Source organism: Actinomadura sp. NPDC049382 (assembly GCF_040677125.1).
GTDB lineage: Bacteria > Actinomycetota > Actinomycetes > Streptosporangiales > Streptosporangiaceae > Spirillospora > Spirillospora geliboluensis.
This window is the reverse complement of sequence record NZ_JBFARO010000025.1, coordinates 1-20,566: the sequence shown is the minus strand read 5'-3', so window position 1 is coordinate 20,566 and position 20,566 is coordinate 1. Positions and strand designations below refer to the sequence as shown.

12 protein-coding genes and 1 pseudogene are annotated in these 20,566 nt (G+C 72.2%); 5 read left to right on the top strand and 8 right to left on the bottom strand.

What is annotated here, in order from left to right:
- Positions 1-69 precede the first annotated feature (69 nt).
- Both AB0K34_RS17710 and AB0K34_RS17705 read left to right on the top strand, forming a co-directional pair.
- The gene (locus AB0K34_RS17710) at positions 70-1,881 is read left to right on the top strand and encodes a glycoside hydrolase family 15 protein (RefSeq protein WP_138632146.1); all 1,812 of its coding nucleotides are present in this window, start codon (positions 70-72) and stop codon (positions 1,879-1,881) included.
- On the top strand, positions 1,878-2,366 hold the full coding sequence (locus AB0K34_RS17705) for a hypothetical protein (protein WP_138632149.1): 489 nt from the start codon (positions 1,878-1,880) through the stop codon (positions 2,364-2,366). The genes AB0K34_RS17710 and AB0K34_RS17705 overlap by 4 nt, the downstream gene beginning before the upstream one ends.
- A 114-nt stretch (positions 2,367-2,480) precedes the next feature.
- Here AB0K34_RS17705 and AB0K34_RS17700 read toward each other — a convergent pair whose 3' ends face one another.
- The 5 genes and pseudogenes from AB0K34_RS17700 to AB0K34_RS17680 all read right to left on the bottom strand — a co-directional run.
- Positions 2,481-3,698, bottom strand: coding sequence for a hypothetical protein (locus tag AB0K34_RS17700; protein WP_364549705.1), 1,218 nt, complete (start codon positions 3,696-3,698; stop codon positions 2,481-2,483).
- Positions 3,699-3,721: 23 nt separating this feature from the next.
- A complete protein-coding gene (locus AB0K34_RS17695) occupies positions 3,722-7,447 on the bottom strand; it encodes a hypothetical protein (protein ID WP_364549703.1) in 3,726 nt (1,241 codons plus the stop codon).
- Positions 7,448-7,536: 89 nt separating this feature from the next.
- Positions 7,537-9,951: a hypothetical protein gene (locus tag AB0K34_RS17690; protein WP_364549701.1), complete on the bottom strand. Its 2,415-nt coding sequence runs from the start codon at positions 9,949-9,951 to the stop codon at positions 7,537-7,539.
- Positions 9,948-13,283 (bottom strand): DUF6603 domain-containing protein, encoded by a 3,336-nt coding sequence (locus tag AB0K34_RS17685; RefSeq protein WP_364549699.1) that lies wholly within the window; start codon positions 13,281-13,283, stop codon positions 9,948-9,950. Before AB0K34_RS17685 ends, AB0K34_RS17690 begins: the two co-directional genes overlap by 4 nt.
- A 535-nt stretch (positions 13,284-13,818) precedes the next feature.
- Positions 13,819-13,962, bottom strand: a pseudogene (locus AB0K34_RS17680) (transposase); the annotation flags it as partial.
- Positions 13,963-14,196: 234 nt separating this feature from the next.
- On the opposite strand from AB0K34_RS17680, the gene AB0K34_RS17675 reads away from it, so the two are divergent.
- Together AB0K34_RS17675 and crtI (AB0K34_RS17670) are read left to right on the top strand one after the other, a co-directional pair.
- Positions 14,197-14,493 carry a hypothetical protein gene (locus AB0K34_RS17675; protein WP_138632170.1) on the top strand — a complete coding sequence of 99 codons (297 nt, stop codon included), beginning with the start codon at positions 14,197-14,199 and terminating at the stop codon, positions 14,491-14,493.
- 520 nt (positions 14,494-15,013) lie between these two features.
- Positions 15,014-16,483, top strand: a complete 1,470-nt coding sequence (gene crtI / locus AB0K34_RS17670) for a phytoene desaturase family protein (RefSeq protein ID WP_138632176.1) — start codon at positions 15,014-15,016, stop codon at positions 16,481-16,483.
- A 50-nt stretch (positions 16,484-16,533) separates the two neighbouring features.
- Here the strand turns inward: crtI (AB0K34_RS17670) and AB0K34_RS17665 are convergent, their stop codons facing one another.
- Positions 16,534-17,199: a spheroidene monooxygenase gene (locus AB0K34_RS17665; protein WP_364549697.1), complete on the bottom strand. Its 666-nt coding sequence runs from the start codon at positions 17,197-17,199 to the stop codon at positions 16,534-16,536.
- 40 nt (positions 17,200-17,239) lie between these two features.
- On the opposite strand from AB0K34_RS17665, the gene AB0K34_RS17660 reads away from it, so the two are divergent.
- On the top strand, positions 17,240-17,926 hold the full coding sequence (locus tag AB0K34_RS17660) for a glycerol-3-phosphate acyltransferase (protein WP_240807031.1): 687 nt from the start codon (positions 17,240-17,242) through the stop codon (positions 17,924-17,926).
- Here the strand turns inward: AB0K34_RS17660 and AB0K34_RS17655 are convergent.
- Together AB0K34_RS17655 and crtI (AB0K34_RS17650) are read right to left on the bottom strand one after the other, a co-directional pair.
- Entirely contained in the window at positions 17,832-18,998 is a 1,167-nt protein-coding gene (locus AB0K34_RS17655; RefSeq protein ID WP_301174647.1) for a glycosyltransferase family 2 protein, read from the bottom strand. The genes AB0K34_RS17660 and AB0K34_RS17655 overlap by 95 nt on opposite strands.
- A partial coding sequence (gene crtI / locus AB0K34_RS17650) for a phytoene desaturase family protein (protein WP_364549695.1) occupies positions 18,995-20,566 on the bottom strand: 1,572 nt, incomplete at its 5' end. The genes crtI (AB0K34_RS17650) and AB0K34_RS17655, both read right to left, overlap by 4 nt.

Genomic DNA, 20,566 nt, shown 5'->3' with positions numbered 1-20,566 from the left:
GACCGAGTGGGAGCATGGGTGCGTCGAAGCCGTCGGCCTCGCCGGTGGCGGCTCGGGCGGTCCGGACGCATGACGGTCTTCCGGAGCGACGGCTACGTCCGGCTGCGCGACTACGCGGTGATCGGGGACGGGCGGAGCGCCGCGCTGGTCGCCTCCGACGGGTCGGTGGACTGGCTGGGAACGCCGGATCTGGACTCCCCGTCGGTGTTCGCCGCCATCCTGGACCCCGCCAGGGGCGGCCGCTTCCTGCTGGAGCCGGCGGAGCCCTTCACGGTCGCGCGCCGGTACCTGCCTGACACGAACGTGCTAGAGACCACGTTCACCACTGGGCGCGGCAGTGTGCGGGTCACCGACTCGCTGACTCTGGAGGGCTGCGGGACGCTGGGGCCGATGCGGGAACTGCAGCGGCGCCTCGACGGGGTCGCCGGTACCGTGCCGCTGCGCTGGAGCGTGCAGCCGCGGTTCGGTTACGGCGCCCGCCGTCCACGGGTCAGGTGGCGCGCCGGTGTGCCGGTGGTGGCGTCCGGCGCGGACGCGCTGGCGGTCTGCAGCTGGGACGCGGGTGAGCCGGAGTGCGCCGGCGGGGCGATCAGCGGGCGTCTCGAGCTCGGGCGGGGACGGCGGGCCCTGCTGGCCCTGGCGTTCGCGCACCAGGAACCGCTCGTCCTGCCGACCCGGTCCGAATGCGACGCGCGCATGGAGCACACCGTCGCGGCCTGGCAGGGATGGTCGCGGGAACGCGCGTACGAGGGCAGGTGGCGGGACGCCGTGCTGCGCAGCGCGCTGGCGCTCAAACTGCTGATCTTCGCGCCCTCCGGAGCGATCGCCGCCGCGGCGACGACGTCGCTGCCGGAACATGTCGGAGGCGAACGCAACTGGGACTACCGCTTCTCCTGGGTCCGCGACTCGGTGTTCACCCTCCACGCGCTGCTGCGGCTGGGCTGCTTCGCCGAGGCGCACGCCTACTTCTGGTGGCTCATGCACGCCACCCAGCTCACGCATCCGCGGCTGCGGGTCCTCTACCGGCTGGACGGCGGCGGCCGCGCCCCGGAACGCACCCTGCCCCTGCGCGGGTACCGCGACTCCACGCCGGCGCGGATCGGCAACGCGGCGGGCGCCCAAGTCCAACTGGACACCTACGGTGAGCTGCTGCAGAGCGGCTGGGTCTACGCCGGTGCCGCCGGACGGCTGGACGCCGACCTCGCCCGGCGGCTGGCCGAGCTGGCCGACTTCGTCTGCGACGCCTGGCGGTGGACGGACTCGGGCATCTGGGAGGTCCGCAGCGCTCCGCTGCACTTCACGCATTCGAAGATGATGTGCTGGGTGGCGCTCGACCGCGCCATCGACCTGTCCGAGCGCGGGCTGATCCCGGGCCGCGGTTCGGATCGCTGGCGGCGCGGCCGCGCCCAGATACGCGACTTCGTCGAGACGCGCTGCTTCTCTCCCGACCGCGGCTGCTACACGCGTTCCGCCGAAGGTTCGGAGCTGGACGCCGCCGTCCTGCTCGGCCTCCTCCAGGGCTACGCGCGGCCCGGTGATCCCCGCATGCGCGCCACGGTGGACGCCGTGCAACGGGAGTTGCGGCACGGCCCGTTCGTCGACCGGTACTCCGGCGAGGACGGGCTGGCTGGCACCGAAGGCGCGTTCCTGGCGTGCTCCTTCTGGTTGGCCGAGTGCCTCGCCCGGACCGGGCGCCTCGACCAGGCCGTCGCGTTGATGGACGACCTGGTCGGGCTGGCCAACGATGTCGGCCTGTACGCCGAGGAGATCGACCCGGAAACCGGCGCCTTCCTGGGCAACCTGCCCCAGGGACTGAGCCACCTGGCGTTGATCAATGCCGCGTGCGCCATCGGCTCGGCCGCCGGGGAGGGGGGAGCGTGAACGCCTGGGGGACCGCCGCGGGCGGCTTCGCCGGGACGCTGGTACTGACCACCGCGCTGCGGGCCGCCGGCGAGTTCAAGCTGACCCGGATGGACCTGCCGTTCCTGCTCGGCACCGCCGTGACCGCGAACCGGGCCCGCGCCAAGGCGATCGGGTACCTCATGCACTTCGCCAACGGCGAGGTGTTCGCGTTCGTCTACTACGCCGTCTTCCTCGCCATCGGCCACGCCGGCTGGTGGCTCGGGGCGCTCTTCGGTCTGGTGCACGGCACGTTCGCCGGCACGGCGCTGGTGAACATCCTGCTGCCGCTGGTCCACCCGCGGATGGGCAGCCCGCTGACCAGCGCTCCCAAGGTCGCCCTGCTGGAACCTCCGGGCTTCCTCATGTTCAACTACGGCCCGAGCACGCCCCTGGTCACCGTCCTCGCCCATGTGGGCTTCGGTGCCATCGTCGGAGGCTTCACCTCCCTCGGGCCCCCCGGCTGACCCGACTCTTCGCCCTGCGGGCGGAAATGGCTCCGGGATCGACGCTTCCAGTCCTGTCCGAACTCCTAGCCGGCTCAGCCCAACGCGTCAGAAGGCTCGGCGATCGCGCCCCTGCTAGGCTCCTGTCGGGTTTGCTGCGAACGGCTCGCAACTCGGAGCACGATTGTCCCCGGAAAGGCTGACCCAGTAGAGCTTGACCCGGCCTGTGGTGCTGCTGCTGTTCTCAGCCTTGATCCGCACCTCGCAGACTTCCCCCCCGGGAATCGGCATGATGATGTGCTGCCTGGTGTATCCGCCGCCGGTGCCGGCGGACACCCTTGCCGCGACGGGGGCGAACCCCTTGCAGGTCAGCTGCACTTCGAGGTCTGCTTGCGCCCTCTCCTGCCCCTCGGAGATCGACAACTCACCCACGACGAGACCGTCGCCGGGGCCCTGGCATTCATACTTGGCCTCTTCGCCACCTCCGCCGATCACCTCTTGGCTCTCAAAGGAGATCAGAGTTTTGAGGAGCGCGGGCCGCAGCCCGGCGATGAGCGCGTTGGCCGCGGTGATATCCCCGCCGTGGACTTGGACGACGGTCGAGTCGGAGTAGGGGAGCCAGTCGTTGCCGACCTGGTGTTCGGCGACGATCTCGTAGACCGTCGTGGTGTGCAAGGGGCCGGTGTGGAAAGGCGGTTCGATCCGACCGCCTCCGAGTTTCTTCTCCACACCGTTGACGAAGAACTGGTACCTCACATTGTGGTCGCCGTTGACCGTCCAGTTGAGTTTAGTAGAACGACCGTTCTCCACGATCGGGTCATCGGCGCGGAAGTTCTTCAGCTCGAAGCCGGTGGGAAACTTTCCGATCGAATGAGTGGCGTCTTTGAATCCTGGCCGGCCATCGGGGGCCTCGATGGAGACGACGACGTCGGTGATGCCCTCGATGGCGCTGACGTGGATGTCGTCCAAGTGCAGGCGCAGCGCGTCATTCGGCCCGGCCTCCTTGTTGGCGGGCTTGAAGGTGAACTGGCCGGGTTCCTGGTCGCCGGTGACCTCGGTCCAGCCGGGGGGCAGTTCGAGCTTCGGCCGGCTGACCTTGTCCCAGACGGGGGTGAGGATGCTTGGGGCGTCCTCTCCCCAGTCGTTGCCGGCGACGGCGAACGTGATCGTCAGGGATTCGAACTCGATGCGGGAGAAGCCGTCGTTGGAGATCAGGAGGTCCAAGGACGCCTTCGTCGGCGCGTTGGAGCTCTCGGAGACCGTCATCGGCGCGGGATGGGTGCTGATACTGGAGCGGAACGGGAAGTTGCGCTCTTCGGTCCCGACGCTGGGCGGTGCGATGGTACTGGTCATGCCGGGCTCCTGTGAGTACTCGGTTACGGGCGAGTGGGCGAGTCGTGGCGTCGGGTCATGCCGTTGGCGAGATGCAGCAGCCCGGTGCGCAGGTGCGTGCGGGATTCGGGTGTGATGCGGGCGGTGGTGTCGGTGGCGGTCACGGCGATCGTGGTCCCGTCGGGTCGCCTCCACGTCCATTCGCCGCTCTCCACGACCGGCAGTGGAAGGCTGAATGCCTGCGTGACCGTCTCGGTGCCGTCGCCGCGCTCGACGGTGACGCCCTGGAGGCGCCCCAGGACCGGGCCGACGTGGAAGACGGCGTCCATGCGCGCGAGCGCATGGGAGATGTAGTCGACGTCGGGCCGCAGGTAGCCGGTCGGCAGAATATGGGTGTTCGCCTGGACACCGGCCCATGGATCGGCGAGCAGTGTGACCAGGCGTGAGTCGCCCAGCCCCAGGGCCAGGCCGGCCCCCTTGTGCCGTCCGGCCACATAGCCCTCCGGCGGGTTGCGCGGAGGGGCCACGGCGTAGAGCCTGGTGTAGTCGTCCTGGTCGAAGTAGCCGATGAGACCGTCCTCGAACGAGGAGTTCGAGCCGAGCAGGACCGGCCAGGCGTACTCCTGGTAGTCGGCGGTGGGCGGGTCGGCCGCGAGCCGGCTGGGCAGGATCGGGACGATCGGTTCGGCGTCCCCCTCCAGTTCGAGCCGGGCGCGCATCAGCGCGAGCGGGTGGCCGAGCATCCGCAGCGTGGGATGCGACGCCGACGGGCGGTCCGGGACGATGGCCAGCCGTGCGGCCTCGACCGCGGCGATCAGGTCCTCCAGGGACCTGACCCGGTCGTCCCTGGAGTCGAGACCGTTGAGAAAGCGAGCGATGTGGGGGTGTTCGGCGCTGTCCTGCCCGAGGGTGGGGGCGTCCGCGTGATACCGCTCGAAGACCAGTGCGTCCTGGTCGGGACGCAGCTCCCCCAGTAGGCGGCCGTCGGCCGCCATGCACAGCAGTGCCCCGTCGAAGTAGCTGGGAACGATCCAGGCGCTGATCTGGTCGCCCGCGTCGGCGCTGAACGCGACCTGCGCGTCGTCCAGCCGGGACACGAAGTCGAAGCCGAGCCGGGCGGGCTGCGGGAGCCGCGGCCGGAGCTGGAACAGGTGCGGCGCCCAGGATCGCTGCCGCCCGACGTGGACGAGCGCGTCGGCGTCGCCCGGCTTGCGGGGGTCCTTGGCATCGGGGACGACCGTCGCGGCCCGGGCGGGCGCCGGACGCTGGTCCGGCCGGTCGGCCGTCTGGACGACCTCGTATCCGCGGCCGAAGCGGTCGACCAGGAACAGGCGGTTGAACCGGAACTGGCCGGCGCGGTAGGGCTCGTAGCCGGGGGCGGCGAGCCAGTTCTCGTCCGGAGCGGGGTCCGCCGGTTCCCGGGTGACGGCGGACAGGGCCCTCGGCGCGAAGGTGTGGTGCCCGTCGAGGATGTCGGCGACGGCCGCATCCGGGCGGGGGCGGACCCGGGATTCGCGGCCGGTGAGCTTCTCGGTGAAGCCGTCCAGGGCTTGCGAGATCAGGTCGGTGCCGCCGCCGGCGTCGGCGAGGTGCCTGGCGAGGTCGCCGACCGCGTGGAGGAACTCCTCGCTCTGCCCGGGAGCTTCGGAATCGACGTTCTGGAGGCGTTCGGCGATGTTGTCCACGGCATGCGCCGACAGCAGGATGGAACCCGAGACGCTGCGCGGGACGGCCTTGTCCTCCGCCGCGTCGCCTTCGCCGCGCCACTGGTAGAAGTCGTCTCCGAACTCCCAGTTCTTGCGGGGGTCGGACCTCCCGGCGTCCTGATAGTGGTGGTAGGGGACGGCGAAGTACTCCGCCTCCCACACCAGCAGCAGTGGAGTCCACGGCTGCTTCCACAACGCGGTCGCGCGGCGGACGGCACGGACCCGCCGGTCGGGGGCCGACCAGGCGACGGGTGCTGCCTGGTCGGCGAAGGTGGCGGTGGCCGGGGCCCGGTACCGGTCCAGCGCGGCGAATTCGGTCAGCAGGTTCCCGGGCAGGTCCGCGGGGACATTGGCGGGGATCATGTCCGCCACCGCCGCCCAGCCCGGAGGCAGCAAGGCGGTGACGGCGGCGTTCTCACCGGCCTTGGTCACTGTCTCCCCCGACAACCGGCACGGGATGACCGCGGGGTCGTCGAGCAGCCGGGTCGCCTTGGCGCCCTTGATGAGGACGACCGGCTCGCGAGCGTTGTGGAACACCGGCCGAGGCGTCCGTATCGGCCGCCCCACAGGGGCGCGCTTCCACAGCCCGGTGAGCCGCTTGACCTCGGCGTCGATCGCGGTGTCCAGGTCCTCGGGCGTCACGGCCTTCAGCAGCGCCGGAGCCTGCGCCAGCGCGGTGCGCTCGGCCGTGACCTTGCCGGCGAAGGCGGCCAGGTCCGCCTCGACCTTCCGCTTCAGCTTTTCCAGCCGGCCCTTGACCACCCGCTGTCTGGCCGTTTTGAGAGACGGGATGATCGCGTTGAGCCGCTGGACGTACCACCACAGCTCGGAGAGCCGTTCCTGGCGGCGGGCGAGCCGCCGGGCGGCGGCGTCGTAGGCCCGCTGGGCCTCGTTGGTGTCCGCCAGCCATTCCCGCTCCGGCTCCGGCAGCGGCCGGACCGGCTGCGAGTCCTCGCCCTGAACCGCCGGCGGGGTGGTGATGTCCCAGGTGAAGCCGCCCGCGACCGGCTCGAATCGGGCCTCCCGCGTGCGCTGCTGGACGGCCGCCATGCCGTCCCGGGTGTCGAGCTGGTGCAGCAGTCCGTACTGGAGGGCCTGCAGCCGCCGGAGCCGGCCCGGCTCCTTCCAGAAGCCGGTGTCATGGGCGAGGGCGAGCGCGCTGATCCCGTCCGCCGAGGATTCGGCGACGCCGTAGGTGACGGGACGCTTCTTCGGGTCGTCCTCGGTGACGGGCGCCTCGTCGTTGTCCGGCTCCGGCACGCCGGTCTTCTCCCAACGGACGCCGACCGCGGCGCCGGCGCAGACGGTGCGGACCGGCGTCGCCGGGACGGGGCAATCCCAGCCGAGGCGCTCGAGCCGTTCGGTGATCTTCTCCATGAACTCGGCGGGCGGGCCGGCGGTGACGCCGGCGAGCGGATCGTTTGCGTCAGTGCCGTACCAGCCCATGACCAGGTAGCTGAGATCCAGCGGGTCGCCGGTGAGTCCGGTGAGGGGGTCGTGCATAGAGAAGACGCCCATGTTGTAGGGCTGGTAGGTCGCGAAGGTCGGCAGGCCGGGGCCGATCGCCGTGAGCGGGCCGGACAGGACGCCGGCGGGCTCGGCGGGCTCGGACAGATCCCCGTCCAACGGCCGGACGCGGCCGACGCGCTTGGGAACCGGTGTTGGGTCGGTGGCGGACGCCGGGACGGCATAGGGCGAGTTGTCGGCGGCTTCGGTGTCGCTCAGATGATCACTGTGGACGAGCCATCCGGCGGCGGAACGCTCATCGGTGCCGGTCCTGCCGCCGTAGCGCACCACGAGCCATCGGGTGGGGACCGCCGCGTAGGCCGTCGTCCCGTCGGGCTGCAGGGCGCCGGCGCGCAAGGCGGCCGGCAGCTCCCAGTGCACCAGCACACCCGTGTCGGGACGGCTCACCGGCTGGTTCAGCGGATCCGGTTCCGGGCCGAGGTCGCTCCGTCTGGTGAAGTCGGGGCGCCAGCGGCGCCAGTCCTGGTTGCGGACGGCGTCGTTGACCATCAGCGCCGTGACGCGGACGGGCACGATGACGGCTTCTGTGCTGCTCACAGGGCGCTCCTTGACAGGCACGTCCCGGACGGTCTCCGGGCCGGCGGGCGATGGGAGGCGGGACGTCGGTCGGCTGGGGAAGACGGTGGTCAACCGGGAGAGACGGTCATGGCCGCGGTTTCAGGTGACTGGATCATCTGCAGGGCGAGCTGGGCCGGGCTGAGCCTCGTGGTGCCGTCCGGCTTGAACCTGCCGTCGAGTGCCCTGGCGATGGCCGTCGCCAGGGCCGATTCGCCGTCGTTGAAGTCGATGACGGTGGCTCCCGCACCGTCGGCCGACCGGTAGGGGACCCTGACCCACACCGGGGGCGCCAACGCCTGGCCCGCCTTGAGGTCGTCGACGTCAACCAGGGTGCGCAGGCTGACCCAGTCGCCTTCGACGCCCGCGCCCTTGCGCCTCTGGAAGCCGATGTGCAGGCCCTGCATCGGCTCGTGCAGGACGATCCTGGCGGGCAGGCCGTCGAACAGGCACAGCAGGACGTCGGGGGCGATCCGGTCGCACCGCAGCACCTCCCCGGCCGCCGGAGCGGAGCCGTCGGCCTGCTCGGCGGAGACGCTCACCCGCATCTCCGGGTACGCGGAGACCAGTTGCGAGCGGATCAGAATCCCGGACCGGGGAAGTCCGCAGGTCCGCTGCAGGTAGGTGTCGCGCAGCTTCTCCAGCGCCTCGCAGTCGAGGCGCGAGCGCTTGGCCGCGGCGAAAACGCCGTTCAGCAGGTGGTCCACCCATGCGGAGTCGACCTGGAAGACGCGGACGCTCTCTGCCGGCAGCATCTCCGCGTGCGGCACGAGGTGGTCGAACGGTACCTGCTCCAGGCGGCGCAGCCGGTCCAGCCACTGGACGATCGTCGATTCGTCGGGGTCGGTGCTCCCGGCGGCCCCGGCGTCGCCGCCGTCCGGCTCACCGGCCGCCGCGGGCGCCGGGGCCGGGGCCGTGACCTGCGCGGCGAGGTCGCCCAGGACCGAGTCGTCAGCGGCCAGGAACGCGCTCATCAGCCCGGTCATGGGCGGTGCGGCGGCCGAGCCGAGGTCGCCCTCGCGGAGCACCGCGACCAGGTCGGCTTCGGTTCCCGCGCCGGGTCCGGGCTCGTCGCGGGCCGCGCCGGCACCGGCCGGGCCGCCCGCGCCCGAGGCGTCCGCGGCCAGGACGGCAGCGTGGTACTGCGCCGGCTCACCGTCCACGACCACGCTCCGGAACGCCGCACGCCAGGCGTCGCCGGCCTGCCCGAACAGCGAGACGACCGCCGCCCGCAGGTCCGCACCGTCCCCGTCGGCCCCCTCCGCCGCCGCCGCGGGGATCTGGGGCGCGATGATGCGGCACGCCTCCGCGAGGCGGGCGTGCGCGCGGTCGAGGTAGGCGGCCAGCGCCGCGGCGACGTCCTGGTCGGCCAGGACGAGTCCGCGGCCCAGGGCGTGCGCGGCCGGGTAGCCGAGGTCGTCGACGCCGTACTCGGTGTCGGCGGGGGACGGACCGGTCACCTCGTAGGGCACCAGAGGCCCCCGATACCAGGCGAAATCCCCCGGCTTCCCGCTGTCGTGGGCGACCGGGACGAAGCCGTTGGCAAGCCTGTACCGGGTGTGCTCGGTGTATTCGCCGGTGCGAGTCGTCTCCGGTTGCGGCAGGCGCAGCAGGAGCCGCCGCGAGTTGTCCGTCGCGCCGGTCGGCATCGCCGACGCGAGCAGTTGCTCGCGCAGTCCCGAGAAGCTCGCATGCCCGCCCGGCCCGGACGTGAAGGTCCACGAGTACAGCGACAGGAGCCGGATGTCTCGGGTGAGCGTGCTCGGGTCGGCGAACCGCCCGGTGTGCCCTTCGAGCGAGACCAGGTGCGCGACGTAGGGGCCTCCCGTCCTGGACGGGAGGCGGTTGGCCGTGATGAACGAGTACTCGGCCGCCCGCCTGGTCGCCTCGTCCCCCGTCTCGCCCGGCAGGGTGCCGCGGACGTGGGCCAGGTGCGCGACCTCGGTCGCGCGCGGGGCGACCGCGCGGAAGGTCTCCCCGGTGACGCGGATGGTGCGGACCGGTTGGGCCCTCTCGTCCTCGGTGAGTCGCGGGGAGAACTCCGGCACGGTCACGTCCGCGGCGTCGACCAGCAGTTCCCCCGCCGTGCCCGCGGTGGTCAAGCCGGCCGCCTCCGGGTCGTCGACGATCTCGCCGCGGGTGAACAGCAGGAGCGCCAGCCAGGGGCGCTTCCGGTCCTCCGCCTCGCCAGCCTTCCAGTCCAGCCGGTTCTCCCAGGGCAGTACGCGCCGTTCGAAGGCGATGTGCGGCAGGACGGTGTCCAGCGGGCCGCCGGAGCCGGCCGGCGGGTAGGCGCCGTGGACCTCCTGCTCCCCCAGGTGCAGGCGCAGGCCCGCCACCTCGATCCGCTGGGTGACGGGCACCGGCGGCCGCTCGCCGTCGAGCGGCAGGTCGTCCGGCAGCGTCTGCCCGACGGTGATGGTGTAGGTGCCCCGGCCGATGGAGGGCGCCAGGTTGTCGGCGAACGTCAGAGGACGCGTGGTCATCGCTGGACCTCCAGCAGTCCCAGTCCGGTGAGCACCTTGCCCATCTCCTCGAACGCGGTCTCGCGGGGGACTCCCGGACCGCCCGGCGCAGTGCACTCGGACGTGGCGTGCCGGAGCGGATTGACCTGTCCCGTCCACGGCCGCTCCCGGATCGCCTCGATGGACGTGTCGACCTTGCGGCCGACCAGTTGCGGGGCCGGAATGCGCACTTCGAGACCGGTCGCGTAAACCTCGGTGGGGCGCGTCGCAACGTCCTCGGGGCGCGGCGGCGCGTCCAGTACCTTGCCCCACAGCGCGTTGGGCACGGCCGAGTACTGGGGGACGACGATCCAGTCGTCGGCGCTGGCGTACGCCTCGCCGTCGTCCCGGTATCCGCCGTGCGTGTTCTTCACGACCGACACGTTGTGGACGGAGCGCTTCGACGGCTCCCCCGTGTAGCGCATGGGCCGCACGTCGAGCTGCGTCTTGCGGCGGCGCTTGACGCCGCCGACCTCCGGCTCGTCCTCAAGCGTCTGCCGCGCGGAGTTGTAGCCGACCTCCGTGGCGGGGATCGCGGTGCGGGTCGTGAACGCGAACCCGTCCGTGGAGACGATCCAGCTCCCCGGCACCGCCTTCTTCATCATGACCGGATCGGTGAGCAGGCCGTCCAGCACCGACAGGGTCAACGGCGCCTCGGGCAGCTGCCTGCTCTGGAACTCCTTCCATGCCAGCCGCCGCGAGCGCGGATCCGCGTCGGCGCCGAAGCCGATGCTCACCGAGAACGGGCCCGCCTTCAGGCGCGCGCGCCCGCCGGCGGGCGGCCCCCACACCTGCAACGTGGCCTTGATCTCCACCCGGACCGTCACGCTGAACAACCAGCAGTCCAGGGTGTAGGACGCGCCGACGGTGACGCCGATGTCGGCGCGGAAGTACAGGGGCGCCCACCACACGATGACGTTGAAATGGGCCACCAGCCAGGCGCGCAGGCCCCCGGCGTCGTAGCTGATCTCCAGCCGGCCGCCGACCATGCCCGCCTCGGGAGTGACGGCGACGTACAGTTCGCCCTTGACGGCGACCGCGGAACTCGGCGACCAGCTCAGCCCCACCCGCGGCACCGCCGGATAGTGGTCGGGCTTGCCGAAGGCGGGATGGTAGCCGCCGACCGTGGCCACGAAGTCGCCCTCATGGACGCTGCCGGGGAACCACACGCACAGGGCCGCGCCGCCGGTCAGCTTGCAGTCCTCGTGGAAGATCCAGGAGTTGGCGCCCAGCGCCGCCGTCAGCGAGAACTGCCGCTTCGCGTGCTCGTACAGGGCCCGGAACCCCAGCTCGATGTGGGCGATGCGGGGCGTCTTCTCAGCCTCGGTCGAGCCCGTGGGGAAGTCGGCCGACATCGTCCCGAGCAGTGCCACCAGGAAGTCCCGGTCGCCGAACTGGACGATCAGCAGCCCCGTCAGGTCCACCGTCTCGGCGACCGAGGCGCTCACACCCGCCGCCAGCCACAGGACGCCGGCGGCCGGTGACACCACGGCGTCGGCGCCGCCGGTGACCTTCTCCAGCACCTCGGTGGGGCTGATCGGCTGGTCGGGTTCGGCCCCCGTCAGCTGCCCCAGGTCGCCCAAGGCCCGCACGAACGGGAACTGGGCCACCTCGTCGGCCTCGGGCAGAGTGAGCCGGCTGTTGTAACCGAAGCCCAACGCCAGCCCGGTGAACACGACGGGCGGCGGCCCACCGATCTTTCCCTCCAACGCGCCGAAGACGAACAGCGAGGTGTAGGCGGGGTGCTGCTTCGTCTTCTTGACGCGGGCGTAGGACCCCACGGCCATGAGCCCCCATTTGGCGGCCTTGACCATGATCAGCCCGTCGTAGGCGAACTCGTACTCGGCGTCAGGGGGGCGGGACGCGAGCATCCCCAGCACCTGCAGCGGATCCCGCGCGTACGCCACGCCGAGGCCGCGCAGCACCACCCGGACGACGGGGTCCTCGGTCAGCTCGATCTCCATGCCGAGGCCGGTCGCCTGCAGCTCGAAGCCGGCCGCGACGAACCCCGCGTCCAGGCCCACGACGAGCCTCGCCGCCCGCCCCTCGACCGCGGGCACCAGCCGGACCTTGACCTGCCGCAGATGCAGCGTCCCCAGTGCCCGCTCGACCTTCTGCACCGCCTGCGCGTCATCGCCGGGCTCGTCCCGCTTCCCGTCACCGGTCTGCTTCCCGTCACCGGTTTGCCGCGACTGCTTGGAAGCGGGTTCGCGCACCAGCATCTTGTGGGTCTTGTCCCCGATCGTCACCCACGCGACCAGAGTGCTGCCCGCCGCCAGGTCTCCGGTGTCCGGCAGCGGCGCCGCCGCCTTGCCCAAGGCGCCGTTGAGCGCCTTGATCCGGTCCACCCTCAGGTCCTGGGAGGCGTAAACGGCCTGGAGGCCGATCTGGAGATCGCTGTCGGCGGGGATCTGCCCGCGCAGCAGATCCAGCTCGGAAAGCCGCGTCTTGGAGCCGAACGGCACCATCGCCGAGGCCACGACGGGCCGGCTCTTCTCCTCGCCCTCCTTGGGCAGCACTGCCGCGGCCCACGCCACCGTCCCTTTCTTCGTCCCGGCCGGATAGACGACGATGCGGTGCTTGCCCGCCTCCGGAACGTCGTAGCGCAGGACGATGCCGGTGAACGACGGAAGGAACGTCAGCGACCGCGCCTCAGTGAATCCGAGCGCGTACAGCGCCTCGGCCACCGAGATCGGGGCGGACGACGCCACGGTGAACTCGAAGCTCTTGGCGGTGGCCTTGGAGTCCATCTCGGCGCTGGCCTTGGAGTCCCCCTTGGAAGTCGCCTTGGAATCCGTCTTGCCAGTGGCTTTGGAATCCGACTTGGCGGTGGCCTTGGAGTCCAGCTCGGCGGTGGCCGTCAGCGTCCTCTCGCTGGAGACCTGGAACTCCGCGGAAACGGACAAGCGGCGCCGCGTCCCGCCGTCCATCATCCGCGTCTCGAGGTCGAGGGTCACCGTCTTCAGGACGTCCGCCAGGAACGCGAACTTCTCCGTCCCGGCCAGCGACAGGCTCACCACGACCCCGGCGACCGGGTCGCCGGCCTTGGGTTCATCGCTCGCGGCGACGAACCGGACGGTCAGCTTCAGTTCCGTGCCGGCGACCGTGCCAGTCAGCGACAGATCCGCCAATTTCTTGGTGCTCACCGATATCTCGACGAGCTTTGTCGTCCTGGCAAGCTCGGTTGCCCACTCCTTGAGGGGGCTCAGATCGATGGCGGCCCGAACCTCCCCCAGGTCACCGGGAAGCCCCGCGGGGATCTCCAGCCCGTCCGGCGTACTGAGCCGCTTCAGCCACGTCTGGAGACTTCCCATGGTCATCGTCGTCGATGACCGGGCCAATGTCTGGGTCACGGAATTCCTATGGTCGTCCGCCTAGATGCTTCGTACAGGGCTGCACGCAGGACACTCCCGCGCGTCACTCGGGATCGAACTCGTGCGGCGCGAGCGTGCAGATCTGTTTCGCGGAACTCGGCGCCGTCCTTCACCTGGGGTACCTGTGGATGTACCGCCTTCGATGCACGCGGCCCCCGTTGGTTCCCGCAGGTTCGGCGCCGTTCTTCGCGCCGTCCGCCGTACAGGCCCACGGCATACGTAGAACCCTCGCGCAGCTCCGCCACCGGCATAGACCCGCAACCCTCCGCATCGTCACGTCTCAGCCAGCGATCGCCATGCCCGGCCACCACGCTTCGCATGCGACCGGTAACTCTAAGCATTCCAGAAGGTGGTCATAGCTTTTCCGCGCGAGGCACCACCCCTCACCAGGGAAAACGCAGCAGGCTGCGGCTTCCCCGGCCGCAGGGGCGCTCGGGGCCGGCGTTGATGTGCTCACTGGTCGCGGATGCCGAGATCGCTGCACCCCCGCCGAGCGGCGGCCCTTCTTCTCGAACCGGGTGTCGTCGATCGCGAGCACCCCGCCGGCGTCACCGAGCCGCTCGGCGACCTGGGCCCGCAGCGCGTCACGCACCGCATCGACGTCCCATTTCGCGTGCCGTCCAAAGAACGGCGCCACCAGCGCGAACAGCTCACCGAACGCGCCCGCCCACGCGGCCGGATCGATCGCTTCCGCAGTGGGCGGCACGAGTTCAGACCCGTCGCGGGTGAACACCATCGCGCGCAGGCTCAACCGCCCGTCCCGCTCCAGCCGTGCTGTGACGAGGTGATGCCGGGCCCTTTATGTTGGGTGGTAGGGCCTGACGGACAGCCTGGAGCCGAGGAGATGGGGCCGGTGAGCGGGACGATGCACCAGGTCTGGATCGAGGCTGGCGGGGGCCATGACCTGGTCCGCGCCGATGCGATCGTGATGCTCCGGCTGGACGGGACCGGAAGGCTGACCGCGCAACTGCGCGACGACGCCAAGGTCAGTGTGACCCTGCTGGAAGGCTCATCCGGCGCCCGCCCGCCCGACGACTTCCACCGCCGGCTGATCCAGACCGTCGCCGAGCTCGCCGACTCCAGCGGCGCACAACTCGTGCGCGCACGACACGAGGGAGGCGTCTGGAGCTGGACCAGCGACCCCCTCTAGGGACATGTCGCGTGTAGCCTGCCGCGGGGTTCGCACACCCGTCCCTCCGCCGTCGAGCCGTGGCTGCGCCACGTGACCTCGTCACCGACGTCGGGATCGTCGTCGCGCTTCCTGTTCATCGGCTGGCGGTACCCGCCATCTTGCCGGGCAGTCCCGATCGCGGCGATGCGGCGCCCCAGGCCACGTCAAAATCCGGTCACCGTGCGCTTGTGCGCGCCGGAGCCCGGGTAGGCACCGTCCGACCGACGGGCGAGGCTATGGCCATTCCGGAACGGCGCAGGCCACAGACCGTGGGATCTGTGCCTGGTGATGGGGGCCGGCGGTTGTATCGGGGACACCGGTCACTGGGTGCGATGCATGGCCCGTTCGGCGCGGCGGCTACGCGATCAGCCCTGGGCCGGACGGGTGGGGATCGTCGAGGTCGACGGAACCTACGGACGGCAATGGAGGAGACTGTGCGCCGCGAACCGTTCTCGAGCGCCGCTCGGCCAGAGCGCGGCGGCTCGCCGCGGTCGCGTTGATGGCGGTGACCGGCCCGGTCGTCGTGGTGGGCGCGGGACTGTCCGGCCTGTCCGCGGCGATCCATCTGGCGGCCCGGGGACGTGAGGTGGTGGTGGTCGAGGCCCGGGACGCGCCCGGCGGCTGCTGCGGCTCGGCGAGCCTCGGGCCCTACCGGTTCGACACCGGCCCTTCTGTGCTGACCATGCCGGACGTCCTCGCCGACACGCTCGGCGCCGCCGGTGAGGACATCGAGGACTCGCTGCCGCTCCGCCGTCTGGACCCGTTCTACCGGATGACCTTCCACGACGGCTCGCACCTGGACGTAGTGGCCGGTGAGCAGGAGATGGCCGACAACGTACGGGCCCTGTGCGGACCGCAGGAGGCCGCTCGATACGTGCGGTTCCGGCGGCGGCTCGGCGCGATGTTCGACGCGGAGTGGTCGTCGTTCATCGACGCGGACATGACCCGGCTGCGCGCCATGGCCCGTCCCGCCGCGCTGCTGAAGCTGGCGGCGGCGGGGGGATTCCGCCGCATGGACAGGTTCGTGTCCGCGCAGTTGACCGACGAGCGGCTCGTCAGGGCGCACACCTTCCAGGCGCTGTACGTCGGGTTGGCCCCGGACAAGGCACTGGCCATCTACTCCGCCGTTTCCCATATGGACACCGTCGGCGGCGTCTACTTCCCGGTCGAAGGCGGTATGCGCGCCATCCCGGAAGCCCTGGCCTGTGCGGCAGGGAAGGCCGGCGCCCAGCTCAGGTTCGGTGTACGCGCGGAGCGCGTCGAGACCGGTCCGTCCGGGGTGTCGGCGGTCCGCCTCGACACCGGGGAGCACATCACCACCGGCCACGCCGTGATCGCCTGCGATCTGGTGCGCGCCCATACCGGCCTGCTCCCGGAGGCGGCGGGCGACTGGCGGCTGCGGCGGCCGCGCTACTCACCGTCCTGCCTGGTCATGCACTTCGGTCTCGACCACCGGCCGCCGGGTCGGGCCCACCACACGCTGCATTTCGGCCGGGAGTGGGAGGCGACGTTCGCCGCGCTGGCGTCCGGACGTCCGCAGGCCGACCCGAGCCTGCTGGTCACCTGCCCCAGCGGCGACGCCTCCGCAGCACCTGACGGGCATGCGACGCTGAGCGTGCTGGAGCCCGCTCCCAACCTGGCCTCCGGAGCGGATTGGGAGCATCTCACGCCGAGGCTGGAGCGGCGGATGCTGAGCCGCCTCGCCGATCTGGGCTACGGTGACCTGTCCGCGGCACCGAGGGTCACCTTCGATCCACCGGCCTGGGCACGCCTCGGCCACTCGGCCGGCACTCCCTTCGCCCTGGACCACCGCTTCCGGCAGACGGCGTGGCTCCGGCCCTCGGGCCGTAGCCGCCGCGTTCCCGGCCTGCATTTCGCCGGGATGTACACCGCTCCAGGGGTGGGCATCCCACCTGCCCTGATCTCCGGAAGGCTGGCCGCCGCGCGGATACTGGAGGGCTGCCGGTGACGGAGCCGCGCCCGGGACGTCCCGCACGGGAGAGCAGCCGGACGACGGACTCAACAGCGGCCCCGGTCGCGCAGCGGGTCGCGTCCGTCCCAGGTGCCCTGGCTGCCGTAGGGCGCGAAGCGTGCGAACAGTTCTTCGCCGTACCAGTCCTCGTCGCGGACTCGCGCGATGACGTGACGGTGCGCGCCTTCCCTGTAGGCGAAGCGGGCGATGGCCGCCTCGTCCTCCCACAGCGAGAACGTCGCCTGACGCGCCAGCGGCCACTCCCCCACCCCGATCGAGGCGAAGCAGCCGTCCGCGCGCCGCAGCGCCCGGTCCACATCGGCGATCGACCGGTAGAACGCCACCAGCCGGGCCGGACGGATCGAGGCCCTGGTCAGGACGGCGACCGGACCGGGCCCGCGCGGGGCGGCGCCCCGCGGTCGGACCGCCGGCCCCCCGAACGGGTCGCGGCCGCCCCAGCGGCCGCGCGAGGCCACGGGCGCCAAGCGCACGTGCCACGACTCCTCGGCCTCCGCGCGCCAGCGCGCGGCGATCGCCGAGCGCTCCAGGAATCCGTCCAGTGCCGGCGCGCCGTCCCAGACGGCGAACAGGGCCCAGCGGCGCAGATCGGCCCCCAGACTCATGGACCGGCCTCGGCCGGTGCCCAGCAACCGCCAGAACCGCAGGCCGCGCGCGGCGCGCAGTTCCGGCCGGTCGAACGCGATGTGCCTCATGGCGTCCACACCCGCGTACCTGATGAGGTGAAACGAGGCGATGACACCGCTTCCCGAGGCGTCCCCGCACGGGACGCCCCCCACTCTGAGATCTCTGCTCGTGCCCGTCATCGGCGGCTACCTGCTCGGCTCGGTGCCGGTCGCGGTCCTCGTCGGGCGCGCGCACGGGTTCGACCCGCGCTCGGTCGGCGACCGCAACCCCGGCTTCTGGAACGTCATGCAACGTGTGGGCGGGCGGTCGGCCGCGCCCGTGTTCGCCGGCGACCTGCTGAAGGGCACGGCGGCCGGCCTGCTGGGGCGCGCGGCCGGCGGAGGCCGGGCAGGCCGCCTCGGGACGGTCACCGGGCCCGGGGTCCTGCCGGTGTACGCGGCGGTGGGCGCCGCGATGGCGGGCCACGCCTGGCCGCTGTTCGCCGGGCGGAAGGGCGGGCGCTGCGTCCTGACCTTCGCCGGCGGTTTCGCGGTCATCTGCCCGCCCGCCTTCGGGCTCGGTCTCGGGCTGCTCGCCGCCACGGGCGTCGGCGGGCGCTCGTTCGCCCTCGGCGCCCGCGTCGCGGTGTTCTCGCTCCCCGCGCTGCAGCTGCTGTTCGCTCCGGCGAAGCAGGTGGCCGGCACCGGGGCGCTGATGTCCCTCATCGGACTGCGCTTCGGCCAGGCCGCGCTCGCAGGCCGCGCGGCCCGGCGGGGCCCGGGTCGCCGGGGCGAGCGGCGAGCCCGGCGGGACTGACCGCGTCGCGGCCATAGGTCCGCCCGCGCCAGGCGCGCCGGGGGCGCACCGCGGACAGCGCCAGCCGCAGCGCGGCGACCGGGTCCAGCAGCGGTGAGAGCGCCAGGCCGATACCCGGTTCCCGGTAGCTGCCGCGAAGGGCGGCGGTCAGCAGGAGCCGCTGCCCGAGCAGAGCCAGGTCGAGCCGTGTCGGGCGTCCCCCGGCCAGCCGCAGGACCGGCAGCGCCGCCGTCAGCCACACCACCGCCAGGTCACCGGCGAGGCGGACGGGTGCGGTGACGTCCCGCAACGCGATCGAGCGTCCCCACTCGCGCCACACGCCGGGGGCGGAGCCGTGCATGTCGACCTCCAGGAGCGCACCCGCGTCGACGAACGCGACGCTCCAGCCGTCCCGTGCGAGCGACCGGCCCAGCGCGGCATCGTCGGTGAGGTGGCGGCGGACGCGGGCGAACGCGTCCGCCCTCACCATCGGCGCCTTGCGGAAGGCCATGCACTGGCCGTTGACCAGGAGGCGGTGCGGCGACCTCGCCTCCGGGCCGAGTGGACCGAACCGGTACACCAGCGTGCTCAGCAACGCGGCGTGCAGCGCCTGCTCGACGGCGCCGCCGGTGATGAACCGGGGACCGGCACTGACCAGATCCCAGGTGTCCAGCAGCTCGGCGAGCTTCGCGCACAACCCGGCCTTGGGACGGGTGTCGGCGTCCAGCAGCACCACCACGGGCCCCGCCGCCGCGTGCACACCCTGGTGCAGCGCCCACTGCTTGCCCACCCACCCGGCCGGCGGCGGAGGGGCCTGGACGACGGTCGCGCCCGCCCTGGCGGCCTGCCGAGCGGTGCCATCAGTGGACCCGTCGTCCACCACGATGACTTCCCGAACCGCCGGATCCGCCAGCAGCGGCGCGAGGCACCCCCCGATCCGCTCCTCCTCGTTCCGGGCGGGGATCACCACCGAGATCGGTTCCGCCGGGACGCTGCCGGAGGGGGTCAGCGGCGGCGGGCGGTGCCGACCCCGCGCCAGCCGGGCCGCCACCACCAGCGCCGCCACCGACTGGACGGCGGTCAGCGCCCTCACCGCCGGACTCCCGCACGACCGGCCCCCGCCGCACCGGGGGCGGCGAAGTCACGCTCCAGCAGGGACGCGACGATGCGGCCTCCCATCGCGACCATCGGCAGCCCGCCGCCCGGGTGCGTCGACCCGCCCACCAGGTACAGGCCGCGCCGGGGCCCGCGGTTGCCGGGCCTGCGCAGCGGCGCGGTCCGGCCCCCGTACGCGGTGCCGTAGATCGCACCGCCCGGCGCGCCGTACCGGTCGCGCAGATCCGCGGGGGTGAAGAACTCCACGAACCGCAGCCGCCCCGCCAGGTCGTGCCCGCGCCGCGCCAGCCGCTCCAGCACCAGCTCCCCGTAGGACTCCGGCGCCATCGGCCATCGCCCGGGATCTCCGGCCGGAACGTTGACCAGCATCACCTGGTTCTCCGCCCCGGGCGGTGCCTGGGCCGGGTCGTCCACCGCCGAGCAGCCGATGTAGACGGTCGGGTCCCGCGGCGGCTGGCGGCGGCGGAAGATGTCGTCGAACTCGCGGCGGTAGTCGGCCGAGAACAGCACCGAATGGTGCGGCAGCCCGTCGGTCCGTCCCTCGACGGCCGCGAGGATCAGAAGCGCCGACGAGGACGGCCCCAGCCGGGCCATTCGGCGCACCCTCCGCCGGTCGGGGAGCAGCCGGCCGTACAGCGCGGCGGCGTCGGCGTTGACCACGACCGCGTCCGCCTCCTCCCGCTCACCGGACGCCAGGATCACCCCCTTGACCGACTCGCCGTCCGCCAGGATCCGGGTGACCTCACTGCTGGTGCGGACGTCCGCCCCCGCCTCCGCCAGCAGCTCCGCCAGATCGCCGGCGAGCCGGGCGAGGCCGCCCGGCACGTACCATCCGCCGTCCCCGTGCTCGATCGCCGGGACGCAGCCCAGCGCGGCCGGGGCCCGGTACGGGCTCGACCCGGCGTAGGTGGCGTAGCGCCCGACGTACTGCTGCAGCCTCCGGTCGGTGAAGAAGCGCCGCGCCAGGCCGTGCAGCGTTCGCCCAGGGGCGACCGCCAGCAGGTCTCCGAGCCTGGCCCCTTCCGGAGGACGTCCCACCGGGCCGGCGAAGAACGTGCGCTCGGACGCCGCGAGGCAGCCCTTGGCCCAGCCGTGGAAGGCTCGCCAGGCGGCGCCCTGGCCAGTGGCGAGCCGGTCCACCTCGTCGGCCATCCGGGCGGGGTCGCGGAAGGCGCGCAGGCAAGCGCCATCGGCGAAGCGGTACCGGCAGAGTTCGTCCAGCCGGACGAACTCGCGGTCGACGCCCAGTTCCCTGAACAGGCCCGGCAGGGTGAGCAGCGACGGGCCGAGCGAGAACGTGAAGCCGTCCCGTCGGCGCTCGGCGAGCTTGCCGCCCAGCCGCCCCAGCTTCTCGTGCAGCCGGACCTGATGGCCGCCGCGCGCCAGCAGCAGGGCGGCGACCATCCCGCCGACCCCGCCGCCGACCACGATCACCTCCGCCATCCGCGCCTCCAGGCCGCCCTTCCCGCACACCAGCAGCAGCGTCCCGGCGTCCTCCGGGGCCTCGGCGACGAGGCCGAGCAGCTCGTCCGGGTCGTTGGCGTA

Excerpts from the sequence above, each read along its gene's own strand:
- AB0K34_RS17700 (WP_364549705.1), bottom strand. The coding sequence starts at position 3,698 with ATGACCAGTACCATCGCACCGCCCAGCGTCGGGACCGAAGAGCGCAAC.
- AB0K34_RS17660 (WP_240807031.1), top strand. The coding sequence starts at position 17,240 with ATGACACCGCTTCCCGAGGCGTCCCCGCACGGGACGCCCCCCACTCTG.
- crtI (WP_138632176.1), top strand. The coding sequence starts at position 15,014 with ATGGCGGTGACCGGCCCGGTCGTCGTGGTGGGCGCGGGACTGTCCGGC.
- AB0K34_RS17685 (WP_364549699.1), bottom strand. The coding sequence starts at position 13,283 with ATGGGAAGTCTCCAGACGTGGCTGAAGCGGCTCAGTACGCCGGACGGG.
- AB0K34_RS17665 (WP_364549697.1), bottom strand. The coding sequence starts at position 17,199 with ATGAGGCACATCGCGTTCGACCGGCCGGAACTGCGCGCCGCGCGCGGC.
- AB0K34_RS17690 (WP_364549701.1), bottom strand. The coding sequence starts at position 9,951 with ATGACCACGCGTCCTCTGACGTTCGCCGACAACCTGGCGCCCTCCATC.
- AB0K34_RS17710 (WP_138632146.1), top strand. The coding sequence starts at position 70 with ATGACGGTCTTCCGGAGCGACGGCTACGTCCGGCTGCGCGACTACGCG.